Origin of the sequence: Nonomuraea wenchangensis (genome assembly GCF_900111685.1) — a bacterium.
Classification (GTDB): domain Bacteria; phylum Actinomycetota; class Actinomycetes; order Streptosporangiales; family Streptosporangiaceae; genus Nonomuraea; species Nonomuraea wenchangensis.
The window spans coordinates 739,887-758,435 of record NZ_FOHX01000002.1 but is presented as its reverse complement, the minus strand read 5'-3'; the positions used below and the strand labels follow the sequence as shown (position 1 = coordinate 758,435).

15 protein-coding genes are annotated in these 18,549 nt (G+C 72.9%); 12 read left to right on the top strand and 3 right to left on the bottom strand.

Annotated features, from left to right (window positions below; all coding sequences use genetic code 11):
* The first annotated feature begins 3 nt into the window (after positions 1–3).
* A complete protein-coding gene (locus tag BMW85_RS07625) occupies positions 4–900 on the top strand; it encodes a MurR/RpiR family transcriptional regulator (RefSeq protein WP_091078567.1) in 897 nt (298 codons plus the stop codon).
* On the opposite strand, the gene BMW85_RS07620 is transcribed toward BMW85_RS07625, so the two are convergent.
* From BMW85_RS07620 to BMW85_RS07610, 3 genes are all read right to left on the bottom strand, one after another.
* Positions 863–2,785 (bottom strand): N-acetylmuramoyl-L-alanine amidase, encoded by a 1,923-nt coding sequence (locus BMW85_RS07620; RefSeq protein WP_091078564.1) that lies wholly within the window; start codon positions 2,783–2,785, stop codon positions 863–865. The genes BMW85_RS07625 and BMW85_RS07620 overlap by 38 nt on opposite strands.
* A 97-nt stretch (positions 2,786–2,882) precedes the next feature.
* A complete protein-coding gene (locus tag BMW85_RS07615; protein ID WP_245774676.1) occupies positions 2,883–4,901 on the bottom strand; it encodes a CehA/McbA family metallohydrolase in 2,019 nt (672 codons plus the stop codon).
* Positions 4,902–4,997: 96 nt separating this feature from the next.
* Positions 4,998–5,282: a HesB/IscA family protein gene (locus tag BMW85_RS07610; RefSeq protein ID WP_091078560.1), complete on the bottom strand. Its 285-nt coding sequence runs from the start codon at positions 5,280–5,282 to the stop codon at positions 4,998–5,000.
* 114 nt (positions 5,283–5,396) lie between these two features.
* On the opposite strand from BMW85_RS07610, the gene BMW85_RS07605 reads away from it, so the two are divergent.
* The 11 genes from BMW85_RS07605 to BMW85_RS07555 all read left to right on the top strand — a co-directional run bounded on the left by BMW85_RS07605 (position 5,397) and on the right by BMW85_RS07555 (position 18,307).
* On the top strand, positions 5,397–6,170 hold the full coding sequence (locus BMW85_RS07605) for an enoyl-CoA hydratase/isomerase family protein (protein WP_091078557.1): 774 nt from the start codon (positions 5,397–5,399) through the stop codon (positions 6,168–6,170).
* 111 nt (positions 6,171–6,281) lie between these two features.
* A complete protein-coding gene (locus BMW85_RS07600) occupies positions 6,282–6,671 on the top strand; it encodes a hypothetical protein (RefSeq protein WP_091078556.1) in 390 nt (129 codons plus the stop codon).
* A complete protein-coding gene (locus BMW85_RS07595; RefSeq protein WP_091078553.1) occupies positions 6,662–7,867 on the top strand; it encodes a DUF6395 domain-containing protein in 1,206 nt (401 codons plus the stop codon). Before BMW85_RS07600 ends, BMW85_RS07595 begins: the two co-directional genes overlap by 10 nt.
* A 2-nt stretch (positions 7,868–7,869) precedes the next feature.
* The gene (locus BMW85_RS07590; protein ID WP_091078551.1) at positions 7,870–8,712 is read left to right on the top strand and encodes a M55 family metallopeptidase; all 843 of its coding nucleotides are present in this window, start codon (positions 7,870–7,872) and stop codon (positions 8,710–8,712) included.
* A gap of 10 nt (positions 8,713–8,722) precedes the next feature.
* Positions 8,723–10,270 carry a flavin monoamine oxidase family protein gene (locus BMW85_RS07585; protein WP_091078549.1) on the top strand — a complete coding sequence of 516 codons (1,548 nt, stop codon included), beginning with the start codon at positions 8,723–8,725 and terminating at the stop codon, positions 10,268–10,270.
* A 77-nt stretch (positions 10,271–10,347) separates the two neighbouring features.
* Positions 10,348–10,860 (top strand): YbaK/EbsC family protein, encoded by a 513-nt coding sequence (locus BMW85_RS07580; protein WP_091078548.1) that lies wholly within the window; start codon positions 10,348–10,350, stop codon positions 10,858–10,860.
* 133 nt (positions 10,861–10,993) lie between these two features.
* Complete coding sequence (locus BMW85_RS49325) at positions 10,994–13,198, top strand: serine/threonine-protein kinase (protein ID WP_177240531.1); 2,205 nt, start codon at positions 10,994–10,996, stop codon at positions 13,196–13,198.
* A gap of 16 nt (positions 13,199–13,214) precedes the next feature.
* The gene (locus BMW85_RS07570) at positions 13,215–15,035 is read left to right on the top strand and encodes a serine/threonine-protein kinase (protein WP_091078545.1); all 1,821 of its coding nucleotides are present in this window, start codon (positions 13,215–13,217) and stop codon (positions 15,033–15,035) included.
* A 68-nt stretch (positions 15,036–15,103) separates the two neighbouring features.
* Positions 15,104–16,312, top strand: a complete 1,209-nt coding sequence (locus BMW85_RS07565) for a serine/threonine-protein kinase (RefSeq protein ID WP_091078543.1) — start codon at positions 15,104–15,106, stop codon at positions 16,310–16,312.
* Positions 16,313–16,555: 243 nt separating this feature from the next.
* Positions 16,556–17,335: an electron transfer flavoprotein subunit beta/FixA family protein gene (locus BMW85_RS07560; RefSeq protein ID WP_091078541.1), complete on the top strand. Its 780-nt coding sequence runs from the start codon at positions 16,556–16,558 to the stop codon at positions 17,333–17,335.
* A gap of 18 nt (positions 17,336–17,353) precedes the next feature.
* Entirely contained in the window at positions 17,354–18,307 is a 954-nt protein-coding gene (locus tag BMW85_RS07555; RefSeq protein WP_091078538.1) for an electron transfer flavoprotein subunit alpha/FixB family protein, read from the top strand.
* Positions 18,308–18,549: the final 242 nt, after the last annotated feature.

The following is an 18,549-nucleotide window of genomic DNA, read 5'->3' as shown; positions in this document are numbered from 1 at the left end:
GGGGTGGACGACAGTGCCAACGGCCTGCGGGCCGACACTCTGGTGGCCACGGTCCGAGGTGTGCTGCCGTCCCTGACGCCGGCCGCCCAGACCGTGGCCCGCCTCATCCTGGAGGACCCCGCGACGGTGGCGCGGAGCACCATCACCGAGCTCTCCGCCGCCTCGGGCACCAGCGAGGCCACGATCGTGCGGACCGCGCGGCTGCTGGGGTTCGCCGGCTATCCGCAGCTCCGGCTGGCGCTGGCGGCCGCGGCCGCGCAGCCCGACCGGCTCGTGCCCGGCGACCTCGCCCCTGACGACCCGCTGTCGGCGGTGATCCAGAAGGTCGCGCGGGCCGAGTCGGAGGCGATCAACGACACGGTCGCCCAGCTCACCAGCGAGCGGCTGGGCCTGGTCGTGGACGCCATCGCCGGGGCCCGCAGGATCGACGCCTACGGCGTCAGCGCCTCAGGGCTGGTGGCCGGGGACGTCGCCCAGAAGCTGCTGCGCATCGGCCTGTCCAGCCACGCCTTCCAGGACGCCCACCTCGCGCTCACCAGCGCCGTGCTGCTGCGGCCCGGCGACGTGGCGATCGGCATCAGCACCTCGGGCGAGACCCCCGACGTGATCGAGCCGCTGACGCGGGCCAAGGAGGCGGGCGCCACCACCGTGGCGATCACCAACAACCCGCGCTCGTCGATCGCGGAGCTGGCCGAGCACGTGCTCATCTCGGCCGGGCGCGAGACGGAGTTCCGTCCCGGCGCCCTGGCCAGCAGGATCAGCCAGCTCCTCGTCGTCGACTGCCTGTTCGTCGGGGTGGCGCAGCGCACCTACGACTCCTCGCAGGAAGCGCTGGCCAGCACCCGCAGGGCCGTCAGCGAGTTCACCCGGAGAACGACACCCGCACGTCGTCAGCCTTGACGAACATCACCCGGTGACCGAACTGGATCTGCAGATACTTGGTCTTGCCGCGCACCACCTTGTGGTCCTCCAGGTTGAAGGTGACCGCCCGGTAGTACTCGGTGGCCGCCGGTCCGGCGAGGGTGTACTTCTCGCCCGCCGAGAACGTGTACTGCAACGGCGTCACCGCCTGGTAGGGGATGCCCGCCGGGTACGCCTCCTGCTCCGGGTACGCCCGCCCGTACACCGGGACCGTGGCGAGGCCCGGCTTGGGCGTCACCACCAGGCCGGCCGACGGGACGGCGGTCGGCGCGGCGGCCGGGTTGTGGAACCACGCCTTCTGGCCGAGATACCAGATGGCCGTCCAGTCGCCCTGGCGTTCGGCGACCGCGAAGCGCTGGCCGGTGCTGGCGCGGGCGCTGTGGTCGTAGACGCTGTAGAGCGACTCGCCCGTGGGGTGCTTGCCGATGTCCTTGATCAGCGGGGCGTCGGGTCGCGGCTCGGTGCGCAGCCACACCGTGTGGGCGGGCAGCGGCGGGCAGGCGGCCTCGGGGTTCTTGCGGTCGCAGCCGTAGAAGTAGGGCTTGTTCGTGGCGAAGTCCGGCTTGATCATGACGCTGCCCGAGCGCGGCCCGCCGAACTGGTGCAGCGGCGCGCCCATGAGCTGGAAGTAGTGCGCCCAGTCCCAGAACGGGCCCGGGTCCTCGTGCATGCCGCGCACGGTCGTCGGCAGCGTGCCGGGGACGTTGTCGTGGCCCAGGATGTGCGCGCGGTCGAGCGGCACGCCGTGCCGCAGCGCCAGGTAGCGGACCAGGCGGGCGGACGAGCGGTACATCGCCTCGGTGTACCAGGTGCTGCCCTCGGCCAGGAAGCCCTCGTGCTCGATGCCGATGGACTTGGCGTTGATGTACCAGTTGCCGGCCTGCCAGCCGACGTCCTTGGTCTTGATGTGCTGGGCGATGTGGCCGTCGGCGGAGCGGACGGAGTAGTGCCAGCTCGCCCCGTAGTTCGGGTCCTGGTTGAGCCGGATGGACGGCAGGAAGTAGCCCTCCATGTCGTGGATGATGATGTAGTCGACCTTCTGGCTGGCCGGACGGTTCGCCAGGTCGTAGTGGCCGTAGTCGTCCGGCGGCAGCTCCTGGTAGGCCGACGGGATCCACTCGCAGGAGATGGACGCCGGGCACTCGATGCCGTCGGGGCGGACCGGGGGCCGCAGGCCCAGCTTCTCCAGCCACTTCTCGATCTTGCGCAGGCCGGTCACGGCCGGCAGCCGGACCTGCTCGCCGTCGTCGGTGGTGCGCTGGGCGCCCTCCGCCATCACCGAGAAGACCTCGTCGGCGAAGAACTTCGCGGCCCCGGCCTCCTCGGCTCCTGAGTACTTCGCGACGGCGCCGTACCACTCGCCGGGGTCGTCGCTCAGCGGCGCGCCGAGGGACTTCTGGTAGTCGGCCAGCAGGGCCGCGCCGCCGCGGATGTTGGCGGCGTCGTCGGCGCGCAGGCGCTCGTGGCTCTCGCCGGTGAGCTCCGCGGCGCGTTCCATGGTGCGCAGCCGGGCCGGGATCTCCGCGGGCGCGGGCCGCTCGGCGGGCGCCGGCAGGGGCCGGGCGTCGTCGCCGCGCGCGTCCTCCTCGCCCGCGTCGTGGTGGTTGGAGCCGGTGTACGCGGCGGCGTCCGTGAGGTGCATGGGGCCGAAGCCGGCGTCGCTGGAGGGCCCGCCCGCGTGGGCGTCCCACCGCGACTCCAGGTAGGAGACGCCGAGCAGCACGCTCTCGGGCACCTGGAATTCCGCGGCGGCGGCGGCGAAGGCCCGCTGCCGGTCGGCCGGGTCCTCGGCCTGGGCCTGGGCGGATTGAACGTTGGTTAACGGCAACAGGACGGCCACGCCGAGCGCCAGAAGTCTGCGCATGGACACTCCTCGGGACTGGGGGTGCGGTGCGCGTTCAGCGTCTCAACAATTTCCTTCGTAGGCGAGATCTTTGCGAAGACATTTTTCAGTCATGCGTTTAGGCGGGCAGCCGGCCTCGGTAGACCGCTCTGGCGCGGTCGTACAGGTGCAGGTGGTCGGCCAGCTGCTCCTCGGTCTCGAAGGTGCCGTGCTCGTGCAGGAGCTCCGTCAGCCGGTCCAGCCAGGCGAGGCACCAGCGCACGTCCGCCTCCCTGGCCACGTGCTCGCCGGTCACGTCCAGGTAGACGGGGCTGGTGTGGGCGTACGCGCCGGACGGGTGGAAGGCGCGCGGGTGCGGCCCGCCCGTGGCCACGGCCACCACATACGTCGGCTCGCCGACCACCAGCGAGGCCGTGAGCCGCCCGGGCGGCCCCTGCGCCAGGACGCCGTCCGCGGTGCGGAGCTCCAGCGTCTCGACCTCGGGCCCCACCGAGCTGACGGCGATCTCCACCCGCGCTCCGACCGGCAGGTCCAACGTGTCGCCAGGACCGTGGCCGTTCACCGTGAGCTCCAGCCACGGCCCGGAGGTCGCGAACGTGCGCCCCAGCAGGAGCGCCTCCGCGTACGACTCGGCGGTCAGCGGCCCGCCGACGTACGCGTACACCCGCTCCCACCCCGGCGGCGAGGACGCCGTGCCGCGCCGGCAGAACGACAGCACCGCGTCGGTGCCCGCGGTGACGGCGAGCCGGTTGCCCGCGCCGATCAGCCGCCGGTAGACGGCGGCGGTGGCGGCCACGGAGGAGTGGTTGAGCACGTCCAGGCCGTCCACCAGGCCGAGGGCGGCGTCGGCCACGATCTCCCTGGCCGAGCAGTTCCGCCCGCGGTCCAGCACCACGTCGGGCGGGTCGTCGTCGCCGAAGGGCGTGTGGAACGGATGCCCGTAGCCGGTCACGCCGCCGAGCGCCCGCAGCTCCTCCAGCGCGACCGCGTTCGGCGGCCAGTCGGCCGTGCCGAGGAAGCCCGAGTGCCGCCGCTCCGGCGCGGCGCGCAGGCCGAACGCGGTCACGTGCCCGACGAGGTCGTTGCGGTACTCGACGCCCCACCTGGCGAGGTGGCGCCCGTCCGACCACGGCAGGTCGCGGCCCGCCCAGTGCTCCAGCGCCTCGGCGTCGTAGACCCGTTCGGCCGCCACGTTCCCGGCGACCAGGTTGAGCACGTGCAGGTCCTCGCCGTGCTGCGCGGCGGCGGCCAGTTCGGGCGCGGCCGGCTCCTCGCCCATCCAGTTGAGGTGGACGTGCAGGTCGCCGCCGTACCAGCCGCGGGCCGCGGCGTCGTAGAGGCGCTCGGGGGTCAGCTCGACCAGCGTCTCGCCGCCCTGTGCGGGGGTCACCTCGGCCTCGGCGAAGGTGTACTCCATGCCCCTGGTCACGGTCACGGTCAGCGGCTCGGCGGGCACGGCCACCACCAGGTCGTCGCCGTGGAAGTACGGCCTCCCGTGCGCGTCCACCTTGGGCGGGGCGCCCTCGGGATACCAGCCCTGGCCGTTCGCGCCGGTCACGCTCCACCGGCACGGGAACCCGGCCCGCAGCCGGAGCGCCGCCGCGCCGGCCCGCCGGGCCAGCGGCGACAGGTCCACGGGCCGGCCGGCGACGACGACCTCGCCCGTGACCTCGACGATCTCGGCGCCGCGCGGCGGCACCTCGTGCCGGACGCCGTCCACGACCACCTCGACAGGGTCGTCCGTACGCGAGTCCAGCAGCAGCGCGGTGCGGAACGGCACGCCGTCGAGCAGCACCTGCCCGACGGCCTCCAGCGTCGCCCCTGACGGGGTCAGGCGCAGCGCGGGCAGGTTGTCGGCGACCTCGTCACCGAGCGCGTCGCGTACCACGAGGTCGACGTCCACCTCGCCGAGGCGGTCCTCCAGCTCCCCGGCGGACAGACCGGGGTGGCGGGCGGCGAGCAGGTGCAGGGCCGGGGCCCAGAAGCGGTGCCTGAGGTCGAGGAAGACCGTGGCGCGGGCCTGCGTGACGTAGGAGAGGGTCGGCTCGCCCCACGTGACCCCGTGCTCGTCGCGGAGCGAGCGGTAGTGGGCCACGGCGTGGGCGACGGCTTCCGGTAACAACGGATCGTGACACATCGGGCACTCCTTGAGATCGGACGCGCCGTCATCGTGACACGGGATCTGCCGCCGTGCGACCGATATCAGTGGGTACGTCGTGACATTCCCGCCGCGCTAGGACCGCCGATCCAGATGGAACGTCGGCTGCCCCGGACCCTCCGGCCGCGCGTCGAGCGACTTGTCGTCCAGGACCGCCACGGTGTCCTCGGCCACGAAGACCCGGACGTCCCCCTTCTCGATCACCTGGTCCCCGGCCTCCGGCGTGCTCGCCAGGGACAGCTCCAGCGTGCCCGCCCGGTCCGGGAGGGCGGCGATGCGCAGGCCGGCGTGGGGCGGCACGTCCTCGCCGTCCATCAGGTCGCGGATCGCGTCCACGGCTTTGTCGGTCACTGTCAGCACGTCCGAACTCCTCACCTGCGGGAAGACCTCCGCCTCCCCGTCAACCGGAGAACCAAACGCCGACGCGCCCCAGCCCGGCCGGGCGACGGGGGAGCGGCCTGTTAGGTTCGGACCATGGGTGAGTTTGTGAGCGTCGAAGTGGCCGACCAGATCGCCACGATCCGTCTCGACCGTCCCAAGATGAACGCGCTCAACGGCCAGGTCCAACGAGAGATCGCCGAAGCGGCCCGCATCGTGGACGAGGACCCGCAGGTGCAGGCGGTCATCCTCTACGGCGGCGAGCGGGTCTTCGCGGCGGGCGCCGACATCAAGGAGATGGCCGACATGTCCTACGCGGACATGTCCGCTCACTCCAGCACGTTGCAGGCGTGCTTCACGACGGTGGCCCGCATCGGCAAGCCGGTCATCGCCGCCATCACCGGCTACGCGCTGGGCGGCGGCTGCGAGCTCGCCCTGTGCGCCGACTTCCGGGTGGCGGGCGAGTCGGCCAAGCTGGGCCAGCCGGAGATCCTGCTCGGCATCATCCCCGGCGCGGGCGGCACCCAGCGCCTGCCGCGCCTGGTGGGCCCGGCCCGCGCCAAGGACCTGATCTTCACCGGCCGGCACGTGCCCGCCGCCGAGGCCCTGCAGATCGGCCTGGTCGACCGGGTGGTGCCGGACGAGCAGGTCTACACGGCGGCGCTGGAGTGGGCCGCGACGTTCGTGGGCGGCCCGTCGATCGCGGTGCGCGCCGCCAAGCAGGCCGTCGACCAGGGTCTGGAGGTCGATCTGGACACCGGGCTGGAGATCGAGCGGCTGCAGTTCTCCGGCCTGTTCGCGACCGACGACGCCAAGATCGGCATGCGCGCGTTCGCGGAGAAGGCCAAGCCCAAGTTCACCGGTCGGTAAACACTCGATTACATAGGCCGCTCCCTGACTCCGGGGGGCGGTCCATACAGAGCTGTACCCGTTATCACTGGTGCTCTTTTTACCCTGGCTTTAGCAGTATCGTGACGTCTCATGATGCGCGCCCTGGTCCCCGCGCGGCTCCGGAAGGCCGTGCGCACATGGTTCGACTCCCGTTACATCTCCGTCGCCGACCACCGGCAGGACATCAGGGACGCGCTCTGGGAGGTCCAGACGCTCCGTCGCGAGGTGACCGGGCTCCAGGCCGAGGTCGAGCGGCTGCGCAAGGCCGTGGCCAAGCCCGCGCCGCGCCCCACCACGGCGGCGGCGGACAAGGCGCGGCTGGACGACACCCACCGGCTGGCGCAGGAGACGGCCAAGGCGCTGGACGGCGTGCTGCAGAACGAGGTCCTGGTCTGGCAGGCCATCGACGACCTCCGCGCCGGCCGGAGCACCCCCGTGCCGGGCCAGGCCACCGGCGGCGAGGAGCGTCCGTGCGCGTGACCTGGACCGGCGGCGACCTGAGCTTCCGCCTCGACGCCGAGGACGAGATCACCGGCAGGGCCTCCGACGAGCACCCCGTCAAGCTCGCCACCAACTCCTGCACGATCGGCGGCGTCCCCGGAGACGCGCATCCCGACCTGTTCGCCGTCGCGGCCTGGACGGTCGTCGCCCCCTGGACGCGCAGGCGGGTGCTCTTCGACCGGGCGATCTCGGCCGAGGTCGCCGCCGCGCTGCACGACGGCTGGGGCGTCGAGGCCGGTCCGGTCGGCGCCGAGCGGCGCAGTCCAGGGCCGACGCTCGGGATCTCCTACAGCGGCGGCGCCGACTCCGTGGCCGCCGCCACGATCTTCCCCGAGTCGCCCTTCCTGCACTTCCGCCGGGTGCCGCACCGGCGCATCCCCAACCGGTGGCCGCACTACCGCTCCGACGTGCTGGCCAAGCTCGCCGCGAAGACCGGGCGCGAGGTCACCACCGTCACCTCCGACCTGGAGTACACCCTCGCCGAGCCCCGCCCCGGCTACCCCGAGCACCACGCGGTGGCCGCCGGGGCGCTGCTCCTCGCCGACCAGCTCGGCCTCGGCGGGCTCGGCTTCGGCTACGAGATGGGCTCGCGCTGGCTCGGCGGCGGCCGCTACCTGCACCGCTACACCCCTGACAACCCGATGTGGTCCCCGCACGGCAAGTGGGGCCGGCTGTTCGCCGCCGCCGGCGTCCACCTGGTGCTGCCGGTCGGCGGCGTCAGCGAGGCGACCACGATGCGCCTCGCCCTGAACTCCGACCTGCGCGAGCAGGTCCGCTGGTGCCTGCGCGGCACCGACGGCCCGTGCCGCGACTGCGGCAAGTGCCTCTACAAGGAGCTCATCCAGGCCGCCGTCGAGCGCCGCCCGCTGAACACGCCCGTCACCGCCGAGCGCCCCTTCGCCCGCAAGTGGCTGCGCAAGCCGCCCTACGGCGGCCAGGAGATGATCGAGTACGGCCTGGCCCGCGTCCCGGGCATCGAGAACACCCTCTTCGGGCCCGCGCTCGACTTCTTCGAGGCCACCGAGGAGTCCACGAGCTGGCTCGACCACTGCTACCCGCCGGCGATCGAGGAGATCCCGGAGGCGTGGCGGGCGCAGGCGGCCGCGTACATGACGGAGAACGTCGGCATGATGACCGAGGCCGAGACTCGGCGCGTGGAGAACTGGGGGTCCTGATCGTGAAGGTTTATCTGTCGGTGGACATGGAGGGCGTGACCGGGCTCACCGATCCCGAGGAGATGCACACCGGCGGGCGCGGCTACGAGCGCGGCTGCGAGCTGATGACCGCCGATGCCAACGCCGCGGTCGCCGGCGCGTTCGACGCGGGCGCGGGCACCGTGCTGGTCAACGACGCCCACGGCTCCACCAAGAACCTCCGCATCGACCTGCTGGACCCGCGGGCCAGCCTGATCCGCGGTCCTGGCAAGGCGCAGCGGATGGCGCAAGGGCTCGACGGGACGTTCGCGGCGGCGTGCTTCGTGGGCTACCACGCGCGGGCGGGCGTCCAGGACGGCGTGCTCAACCACACGTGGATGGGCAAGGAGATCCAGAACGTCGAGCTCAACGGCGAGCCGTGCGGCGAGACCCGGCTGGTCGCGGCCTGCGCCGGCTACCACGGGGTGCCCGTCGTGCTGGTCACCGGCGACGAGGCCGTCGGCGAGGAGGCCCGCGCGGTCCTCGGCGACGTCGAGACGGTGGCGGTCAAGAAGGGCATCGACAAGTTCTCGGCCGAGCTGCTGCCGCCGAGCGTCGCCCAGGCCCGCATCCGCGAGGCGGCGGCCCGCGCGCTGGGGCGGCTCGGCGACTTCACTCCGTACCGGGTGGAGGCGCCGTACACCTTGGGGGTGGAGTGGAACTCGACGGCCATCGCGGCCGCCGTGGCGCTGGTGCCCGGTGTGAAGCAGGTGGGTTCGCGGCACACCGAGTTCACCACGGACGACTTCACCCAGATCATGGCGCTGTTCGGCATCTTCGCCACGATCGGCGGCCAGGTGGCGTGCGGCAGCGGCCCGTACGGATGAGGAGCGGGACGTGGAACGGGCGGCGCTGACGCGGCGAGGGCTGCTCATCGGGATCGGCGCGGCGGGCGGCGCGGGCGCCATGTACGCGGCCATGGGCGCCCTCGGCCTGGCGCCGTCGGAGCAGGACAAGGCGTTCACGCCGCCCCGGCAGGGCGACTTCACGCTGCGCGGCAAGGGCTCGGCCAAGGTCGTGATTCTGGGGGCCGGGGTGGCGGGGCTGACGGCGGCGTACGAGCTGGGCAAGGCCGGCTACGACTGCACCGTGCTGGAGGCCAGGGAGAAGGCGGGCGGCCGGAACCTGACGCTGCGCGGCGGCGACCGCCTGCCGGAGCTGAACGGCCCGGTGCAGCAGGCCGCGTTCGGCGAGGGCCAGTACTTCAACGCCGGCCCCGGCCGCATCGCGCCCTGGATGCTGACCCTGGACTACTGCCGTGAGCTGGGCGTGCCCGTCGAGGTGTTCGTCAACCACAACGCCATGGCCTACGTCCACACCGGCGGGCGGACCATGCGGGTCCGGGCCGCCCGCGCCGACCTGTACGGCTACGTCGCCGAACTCCTCGCCAAGGCGACCGACCGCGGCGCGCTCGACCGGGCCGTCTCCGCGCAGGACAGGGAGCGGCTGCTCGACTTCCTGCGCCGCTTCGGCGACCTCGGCCCGAAGATGGACTACGCCGGGTCCGCGCGCCGGGGCTTCGCGACGTACCCGGGGCTCGCGGAGGGCACGCTCGACGCCCCGCTCTCCCTCACGGACGTGCTGGCCGCCGGCACCGGCCGGCTGGTGCTGAACGACTTCGGCCACGACATGGCCACCCCCATGTTCCAGCCGGTCGGCGGCATGGACGCGATCGTCGTCAAGCTCACCGAGGCCGTCGGCGCCGACCGGATCAGGACCGGTGCCAAGGTGACCGGGATCACGACGCTGGCCGACGGCGTCGAGGTCGTCTGGGACGGCGGCTCGATCAAGGCCGACTACTGCGTGGCCGCCCTCCCGCCGCACGTCATGGCCAAGATCCCGCACAACCTCGGCGCGCAGGTCACCGCCGCGCTGAAGACCCCCGTCCCGGTCGCCGCCGGCAAGATCGGCCTGGAGTACGACCGGCGCTGGTGGGAGACGGAGGACCGCATCTACGGCGGCGTCAGCGAGACCGACCTCGACATCACCCACATCTGGTATCCCTCGCACGGCTACCACTCGGGCCGGGGCGTGCTCGTCGGCTACTACAACACCGAGCGCGACGCCGAGCTGTACGGCGTGCTCTCCCCGGAGGACCGCCGGCGCCGCGCGCTCACCCAGGGCAAGAAGATCCACGGCGAGAAGTACCGCCAGGGCGTGCTGGCCGACGTCTCGATCGCCTGGCACCGCCAGCCGCACATCGAAGGGGCGTGGGTGCGCTGGCCGGCCTTTGATTCGTCCTTCACTCTTCTGCAACGCCCGGCCGGAAGGGTTTACTTCGCGGGCGACTGGCTCACCCAGCTGATCGCCTGGCAGGCGGGGGCCATGGAGTCCGCCCGCGCCGCCGTCACCCAGCTGCACCAGCGCGCGGTGCGGTCGGCCTGACGGCGCCGGCCGTCCCCAGAACCCGCCACTCCCCGGACCGCCGTAGGGTTTCCGGGAGAGGCGAACGAGGAGATGGCATGAGCTTGCACTGGGAGCCCGCTGCCGGACGAGCCGACCTGCTGGCCGGCCCGGTGGCACGGGCCGTGACGGCGGTCGACGGCGTCGAGGTGGCCGAGATCGACCCCGATCTGGCCGACACCGCGGCGTTCTGCGAGCGTTACGGCGTGCGCCTCGACGAGTCCGCCAACTGCGTGATCGTGGCCGCGAAACGGGGCGGTGAGACCCGCTACGCCGCCTGCATGGTGCTCGCGACGATGCGGGCCGACGTCAACGGCGTGGTGCGGCGGCACCTCGACGCCCGCAAGGCGAGCTTCGCGCCGATGGCCGAGGCCGTCGAGCTGACCGGCATGGAGTACGGCGGCATCACCCCGATCGGCCTGCCCGAGGACTGGCCGGTCCTGGTGGACACGCACGTCGCCGAGCACGCCAGGGTCGTGATCGGCAGCGGGCTGCGCCGCTCGAAACTCGCGCTTCCCGGCGCGGCGCTCGCCGGGCTGAAGCGCGCCGAGGTCCTGCCGCTGGCGGGCTGAAGGGAAATCGAGGCCGATTCGAGACCCGCGTCCGGGAAACCGGAGAGGCCCTTCCGGACGTTGTACGAGGTGGGAATGTGGCCTCATGGTTCATCTCGTGGGCGGGGATTAAGCCGGTATGGTGCTTCATGCCATGAACGATGACCGACTAGGCCCTTACCGGCTGCTCAGGCGGCTCGGTGAAGGCGGGATGGGCGTTGTCCACCTCGCTGTCGACCCGCAGGGGCGGCAGGTGGCGGTCAAGGTCCTGCGTGGCGAGGTCGCCGGCGACGAGGTCGCCAGGCGGCGGCTTTCGCGCGAGGTCGAGACCATGCGCCGGGTGCGCAGCAAGTACATCGCCGAAGTGGTCGACGCCGATGTGACCGGTCATCGTCCCTACATCGTCACCCGTTACGTGCCCGGCCGTCCGCTCGACGAGATCGTCAAGGACGACGGGCCGCTCGACCTGCCCGCGCTGATCCGGTTGGCGCACGGCGTGGCCGCGGCGCTGGCCTCGGTCCACTCGGTGGGCGTGATCCACCGCGACCTCAAGCCGGGCAACGTGCTGATCCTGGACGGCGAGCCCGTCCTCATCGACTTCGGCATCGCGCAGGCGGTCGACGCGACCCGGCTGACGCAGACCGGCATGTTCATCGGCACGCCCGGCTACCTCGCCCCCGAGATCATCGAGGGCCAGGAGGCCGGGCCCGAGGTCGACGTGCACGCCTGGGCGGGCACGCTGCTCTACGCCGCGACCGGCCAGCCGCCCTTCGGCAAGGGCACGCTGGAGATGATCTTCTACAACATCACGGCGGGCAAGGCCGACGTCAGCGCGGCTCCGGCGACGTTGCAGCCGCTGCTCAAGGCGGCCTTCCAGCGAAACCCGGCCAAGCGGCCCAAGGCGGCCGAGCTGGCCGAGCAGACCGCCCGGATGTTGCCGCAGCCGCCGCCCGGCAGCGTCCCCGACGAGATCTCGACCGTGCCGCGCCCGCCGGAGACCCCGCCGCCGCACCTCGCCGACAGGCCGTCCTACGACATCTCCACGCCGGCGGTCACGCCGCGGCGGCTGCTCGACGGGCAGGAGCGGCAGCCGACGATCCCGCCGCAGGACCAGCCGTACGTGTCGCTGCTGCCCGGCCAGGAGGCCCCCGGCCCGGGCGGCCTCAACCCGGGCCTGCCGGGGACCGGTCTGCCGGGTGCGGCGGTCCCGGGTGGGTCACACCCCAACGTGCCCGCCGAGAGCCTGCTCGGCGACGGCGGCGACCCCTGGCCCACCCGCCGGGTGACGCCGGAGGAGCTGCGCCGCATCCAGCGCGAGAACGCCGCGACGGCGCCCCCGCAGTCGTCCGGGCAGCCGCCCGTGCAGCCCTGGTCGGGCCCGCACGGCGGCGGCCATCCGGTGGCTCCCGGCGAGGAGGACGTGCCGACCCGCCGGGTCCGTCCGGGCTCGCCCGACTACGGCAGGCTCAACTCATCTCCCGAGCTGGGCCGCCCCGCTTCCGGGCCCGATCTTCCCGGGCTCGACGCGGCCCGGCTCACCCCGGGCGCGGCCGGGCCCGTGCCCGACGCCGGCCGGATGGCCCCTGGCGGCTACGACCCGGCGGCCCGCGTGGGCCAGGGCCCCGAGGTCCCCGAGTACGCCCGCCACGGCCCGATGCCGATGCAGCCGCCGCCCTACATCCCGGCGCAGCCGCACTACCATCCCGACCCGACCCAGCGGGAGCCCTACCTGCCGGGCGTGGTCCCGGGCAACCCGCTGCAGCGGTCCAGGGCGTACGGCGTGGCCGGCGGGATGCTGCTGGTCATCATGGTCGTGGCGGCGGCGCTGGCGCCCCTGCTCGTGGCGATCGTGGCCGTCCCTTTCGCGGTGCTGCTGCGCGCGGCCGACCTCGCGCAGCCGCGGCTCGCCGGCCGGCGCCCGGCCGGTGCGGCGGCGCTCGACGTGCTGCGGGTCTTCGCCCATCCGGCCGCGCTGGCCAAGTCGGCGGGCATCACGCTCGCGCTCACGCTCTACGCGCTCATCCTGGGGCTGCCGGTGACGCTGCTGCTCACGGTGGTCACCGACACCGACCCGTCCAACGCCCTGGCCTGGGGCGCGGCGGTCGCGCTCTGGACGGTCTGCGCGGGACCCGGGGTCGAGGGCCCCGGCAAGCAGATGCGCAGAACGCTCGCATCGCTCGTACCCTCGAGGACAGCGGCGATGGTGATGGCGGGAGTTCTGGCGGCGGTCGCCGCGCTCTCGCTGATCCTCGCCTTCAGCACGTTCGGGGACAAGCCAAGGGGGGCTGGATGGACTCCGCTGGACGTCGGACCGGTGACGCAGCAACTGAAGGACTTGAGGGGGAACACCGGGGGATGACGCGGGAAGGGCGGCGATGAGCATTCAAGCACAGGAGCGCCTGGGCCCGTACCGGCTCGTCAGGAAGATCGGCGAGGGCGGCATGGGCGTCGTCCACCTCGGCCTCGACGGCGAGGGCCGCGAGGTCGCCATCAAGGTGCTGCACCCGCACGTGGCCGCCGACCTCAAGGCGCGCGACCGGCTCACCCGCGAGGTGGAGACCATGCGGCGGGTGCGGAGCCCGTTCGTGGCCGAGGTCATCGACGCCGAGCTCGTGGGCGGTCAGCCCTACGTGGTGACGCGCTTCGCGCCCGGCCGCACGCTGGAGGACACCGTCCTGGCCGACGGGCCGCTCTCCGCGCGCGAGGTGATCAAGCTGGCGCAGGGGCTGTGCCAGGCGCTGGTCGCCATCCACGCGGCCGACGTGATCCACCGTGACTTCAAGCCGTCCAACGTCATGCTGGTCGACGGGGAGCCGCTGGTCATCGACTTCGGCATCGCCCACCTGGTCAACGCGACCCGGCTGACGCAGACCGGCATGTTCGTCGGCACGCCCGGCTATCTCGCGCCCGAGATCATCCGCGACTCCGAGATCACCCAGGCGGCCGACGTGCACGCGCTGGCCTCGACGGTGTTCTTCGCCGCGACGGGGGCGCCGCCGTTCGGCACGGGGACGTTCGAGTCGGTCTGCTTCAACATCATGGAGGGGCGGGCGCAGCTCGACAAGGCGCCCGCCTGGCTGCGCGGCTGGCTGAGCCGCGCGCTGCACGTCGAGGCCACCTCGCGGCCGGGCGCGCAGGAGCTGCTGCGCATGGCGAGGGCGCTGGACCCGGCGGTGACGACGTTCAACGAGACGGCGTCGTTCGACGGGCCGACCGGCACCAAGCGCATGGGCAGCGGCACCCGCGTGATGGGCCACTCCGACTACTCCGACCTGCTGCCGCCGGTCGAGTACGCCAAGCCGCAGCCGCCTCCGCCCCCGCCGCCCAGGCAGCGGCGCGAGCAGGCGCCGCCGCGTCCGCGCCACGAGGAGCGGCCCCGGCAGGACGAGCGCCCGCCGCCCTACGTGCCGGCCCGCCCGCCCTACGGCGACCAGCGGGTGGCCGGCTACCCGGCGCCGCCTCCGCAGCAGCAGGTGCGGCCCTACACGCCGCCGACCGCGCCGAGCTCGCAGGCTCAGTCGCCCGCCGAGCGTAAGCGTTATCTGTTCGGCGCCCAGCTCACGGGGCTGCTGCTGCTGGTCACGCTGGTGGCGGTGACCGTGATGCTGCCCGTCATGGCAGGTGCGGTCGCGGTCGCGCTGGCGCTGGTGCTGCGCCTCGGCGAATACCTGTTCGGTGACATGGTCAAGCGGCGGCAGGTCCGCGGCAGCAGCGCGGCCGACCCGCTGCTCGCGCTGGTCGGCACGCCCTGGGCGCTGATCAAGTCGGCGCTGGTGACGGCGGTGCACGTGCCGCTGGCGCTGCTGTTCGGCGTGTGCGTGTGGGGTGCGCTCCACTGGGCGGGCGGCATGCATCTCAACGAGGCGGCGGCGTACGGCGCCGGGGCCATGGCGGCCGGCCTGTTCGTGCTGCCCGGCGGCGGCGCGCCGCGTCAGGCGGTCACCCGCTCGCTCACCGGGGTGCTGCGCACGCCGGGGGCGGCGCTGGTCGCGGTCGTGGTGGTGGGCACGGCGGCGCTGTTCGCGGTGATGTTCGCGATGGGGCAGGACCCGGTGTGGTCGCCCTGGCGCGCGCCCAGCAAGATCATCGATGAGCTGAGCTCGCAGGCCAGCCAGACGGTGACCGGGTTGATCACCGGGCTGATCGGCAGCCTGCTCGACGACCTCGGTCTGGGCTTCCTGACCAACTGGTCCTGAGCCGTGACGGGTGCCGGCCCTGCCCCGTCCGGCGTGTCCCCGGCCGCTTCCTTGGGGAGAGTAGAGGTATGAGCGAGCGCCTCGGCCCTTACGAACTCCTCTCGCGGCTGGGTTCGGGCGGCTTCGGCGAGGTGCACCTGGCGCTCGACGCGGAGGGCCGCACGGTCGCCGTCAAGGTGCTGCACCCGCACGTCGCCGCCGACGCCGCCGCGCTGGCCCGCCTGGCGCGCGAAGTGGAGACCATGCGCAGGGTCGGCGGGCCCAACGTGGCCGAGGTGCTGGACGCCTCGCTGGAGGGCGGCCGTCCCTATCTGGTGACCCGCTACGTCCAGGGCCGGCCGCTGAGCGCCGTCCCCACGCCGGTCGAGGACCTGCGCCGGCTGGCCGCCGGGCTGGCCGGGGCGCTGCTCGCCATGCACGAGGCCGGGGTCGTGCACCGCGACCTCAAGCCCGCCAACGTCATCCTCACCGAGGGCGACCCGGTCGTCATCGACTTCGGCATCGCCAGCGCGCTGGACTCGCTGTCGGTGACCGCCTCGGGCGCGGTGGTGGGCACGCCCGGCTACCTGGCCCCCGAGGTGCTGGAGGGGCGGCCGGCGGGCATGGAGGCCGACGTGTTCTCCTTCGGCGCGACGCTGGCGTACGCGGCCACGGGGCGGCAGCCGTACGGGCAGGGCCCGGCCGCCGCGGTCGCCTACCGGGTCGTGCACCATCCGCCCGACCTGGAGGGCGTGCCCGGGTGGCTGGCGCCGTTGTTACGCGAGTGCCTGGCCACCGACCCGGCCAAGCGGCCGACGGCGGCGCAGATCTGCGCCCGGCTGGGCGTCGAGCACGTGCCCTCCGCGCCCCGTGCCGTCCGTCCCGTGCCCGCGCGGGCCGGCGACGACACCATGACCATGGAGTGGCGGCCGGGCGAGGACCGGCGGCGGCGCACGGTCGAGGAGTCGAGGGCACGGCACCGGGAGAAGGTGCGCAGGCGGTGGGTGATCGGGTCGGGGCTGTTCGTGTCGTTGCTGGCGGCCGCGGCCTGGAAGGTGCTGCCGGAGGTGGGGTTGTTCCTGCTGGCGGCGTACGCGCTGGGCGTGGTCTCGGACGCCGGGGTCGCGCTGTTCACGCGTGCTCCGTACCGGCGTGCCCGCATGATCGTCGACCTGGTCGCCGTGGCGGGGGCGGTCGGCATCTGCTTCGGGCTGGCGGCGGTGTTCAGCACCTTCACCCTGGCGCTGTTCGCCGGAACGGCGCTGGTCGTGGGGGTCGTGTTCCTGCTGTCGGCCTGAACCGGTCAGTGCGGGGGGCGGTCGGCACCAACAGAATGAAGTTCGGTAAGGTGGGGGCAGGGTACGGCGTGCCGACCGTGTTTCCGCACGGTTTGCGCGTAAGCTACTCATGGGTAACATGACCGCGACAAGCCACCCTCTGCCGGAGGCCGAACAGGCACCTGGCAGTCTGGACAGCATTGCATCCGGCGCCCACCGCAGCGACGCGGTGGCGCACGCGAAACGGGAGGTCGGCCACCGGCCATGAACATCGTCGTCTGCGTGAAGCAGGTCCCCGACACGGCGACCGAGCGCAAGCTGCGGTCCGATGACAAGACGCTCGACCGCGACGCCGCCGACGGCGTGGTCAACGAGCTTGACGAGTACGCGGTCGAGGAGGCGCTGAAGCTCAAGGAAGCGCACGGTGGCGAGGTCACCGTGCTGACCATGGGCCCCGGCAAGGCCACCGAGACCATCCGCAAGGCCCTCGCCATGGGCGCCGACAAGGCCGTGCACCTGAGCGACGACGCGCTCCACGGCTCCGACGCGCTCTCCACCTCGTACGCGATGGCGCAGGTGCTCAAGAAGATCGGCTTCGACCTGGTGATCCTCGGCTCGGAGTCCACCGACGCGCGCACCGGCGTGCTGGCCGCCATGCTGGCCGAGCGCCTCGGCGCCGCCCAGCTCACGCTGGCCAACAAGGTCGAGGTCGAAGGCACCTCGATCCGCGTCCAGCGCATCACCGACTACGGCTTCGACAAGGTCGAGGCCGCGCTGCCCGCCGTCGTGTCCGTGGTCGAGAAGATCAACGAGCCGCGCTACCCGTCGTTCAAGGGCATCATGGCGGCCAAGAAGAAGCCGGTCGAGACGCTCGCCATCGGCGACGCTTCCATCGACGCGGGTCAGGTCGGCCTCGACGCCGCCTGGTCCGAGGTCGTCGACTTCGCCGCGGCCCCGCCGCGCGCGGCCGGCACGATCGTCAAGGACGAGGGCGACGGTGGCGCGAACGCCGCCGACTTCCTCGCGTCCAAGAAGTTCATCTGAGAACGGGGGTTTACTGAAATGTCGGAAATTCTCGTTCTCGTCGAGCAGGTCGAAGGCGAGGTCAAGAAGGTCACGCTGGAGCTGCTCACGCTGGCCCGCTCGCTCGGCACGCCCGCCGCCGTCTGGCTCGGCCCCGGCATCACCGCCGACGCCAAGGCCAAGCTGGCCGAGTACGGCGCCGAGAAGATCTACGTCGGCGGCTCCGAGGAGCTCGTCCAGTACGTGGTCGCGCCCAAGGCCGAGGCCCTGGCCCAGCTCGTGGCCGACAAGTCGCCCGCCGCCGTGCTCGTGGCCGCGACGGCCGAGGGCAAGGAGATCGCCGGCCGCCTGGCCGTCAAGACCGACTCCGGCGTCATCACCGACGCCGTGGGCCTCGGCGAGGGCTTCGTGGCCGACCAGTCCATCTTCGGTGGCGGCGTCAACGTACGCGCCAAGGTCCGCAGGGGCACGCCCATCGTGGCCGTACGCCCCAACTCCACCGCTCCGGCCCCGTCCGCCGGCGCCGGGGCCGAGGAGGAGATCTCGGTCACGCTGTCCGAGGCCGCCAAGGCCACGCGCGTGGTCGAGCGGGTCAAGCAGGAGAAGGGCGCCCGCCCCGAGCTGACGGAGGCCGCGATCGTGGTCTCCGGCGGCCGTGGCGTCGGCTCGGCCGAGAACTTCAGCGTCATCGAAGGACTCGCCGACGCGCTCGGCGCGGCCGTGGGCGCCTCCCGCGCCGCGACGGACGCGGGCTGGTATCCGCACCAGTTCCAGGTGGGCCAGACCGGCAAGACGGTCTCGCCGCAGCTCTACATCGCGGCCGGCATCTCCGGCGCCATCCAGCACCGGGCGGGCATGCAGACCGCGAAGACGATCGTCGCGATCAACAAGGACCCGGAGGCGCCGATCTTCGAGCTGGCCGACTACGGCGTGGTGGGCGACCTGCACCAGGTCGTGCCCCAGCTCACCGAGGAGATCAAGAACCGCAAGTGACGGCCGGCGCCGGGATGCGACCCCGCATCCCGGCGCCCGCCGCCCAAAGGGCCTCCCCTGGGGCGCTTCGCGCGGGGGGCTCGGGCTGTGACATCGGGGGGCACGGCCCCCCGAAACCCCGCTTCGCCGCTGCATAAGGTCCAGGACTCCGGGGTGAACGCGCGTGGGGCGACGGCGAGCATGACCACCCCGAAGACGGCGACGCCGGTAGTTCAGGCGCCCTTCGGTGGGTTGCTCATGGA

What these genes read in the sequence shown, in the direction of transcription:
- BMW85_RS07620 (WP_091078564.1), bottom strand. Translation starts at nt 2,785, where the DNA reads ATGCGCAGACTTCTGGCGCTCGGCGTGGCCGTCCTGTTGCCGTTAACC.
- BMW85_RS07580 (WP_091078548.1), top strand. Translation starts at nt 10,348, where the DNA reads ATGAGCTTGCACTGGGAGCCCGCTGCCGGACGAGCCGACCTGCTGGCC.
- BMW85_RS07600 (WP_091078556.1), top strand. Translation starts at nt 6,282, where the DNA reads ATGATGCGCGCCCTGGTCCCCGCGCGGCTCCGGAAGGCCGTGCGCACA.
- BMW85_RS07555 (WP_091078538.1), top strand. Translation starts at nt 17,354, where the DNA reads ATGTCGGAAATTCTCGTTCTCGTCGAGCAGGTCGAAGGCGAGGTCAAG.
- BMW85_RS07570 (WP_091078545.1), top strand. Translation starts at nt 13,215, where the DNA reads ATGAGCATTCAAGCACAGGAGCGCCTGGGCCCGTACCGGCTCGTCAGG.
- BMW85_RS07560 (WP_091078541.1), top strand. Translation starts at nt 16,556, where the DNA reads ATGAACATCGTCGTCTGCGTGAAGCAGGTCCCCGACACGGCGACCGAG.
- BMW85_RS49325 (WP_177240531.1), top strand. Translation starts at nt 10,994, where the DNA reads ATGAACGATGACCGACTAGGCCCTTACCGGCTGCTCAGGCGGCTCGGT.
- BMW85_RS07605 (WP_091078557.1), top strand. Translation starts at nt 5,397, where the DNA reads ATGGGTGAGTTTGTGAGCGTCGAAGTGGCCGACCAGATCGCCACGATC.
- BMW85_RS07615 (WP_245774676.1), bottom strand. Translation starts at nt 4,901, where the DNA reads ATGTGTCACGATCCGTTGTTACCGGAAGCCGTCGCCCACGCCGTGGCC.
- BMW85_RS07565 (WP_091078543.1), top strand. Translation starts at nt 15,104, where the DNA reads ATGAGCGAGCGCCTCGGCCCTTACGAACTCCTCTCGCGGCTGGGTTCG.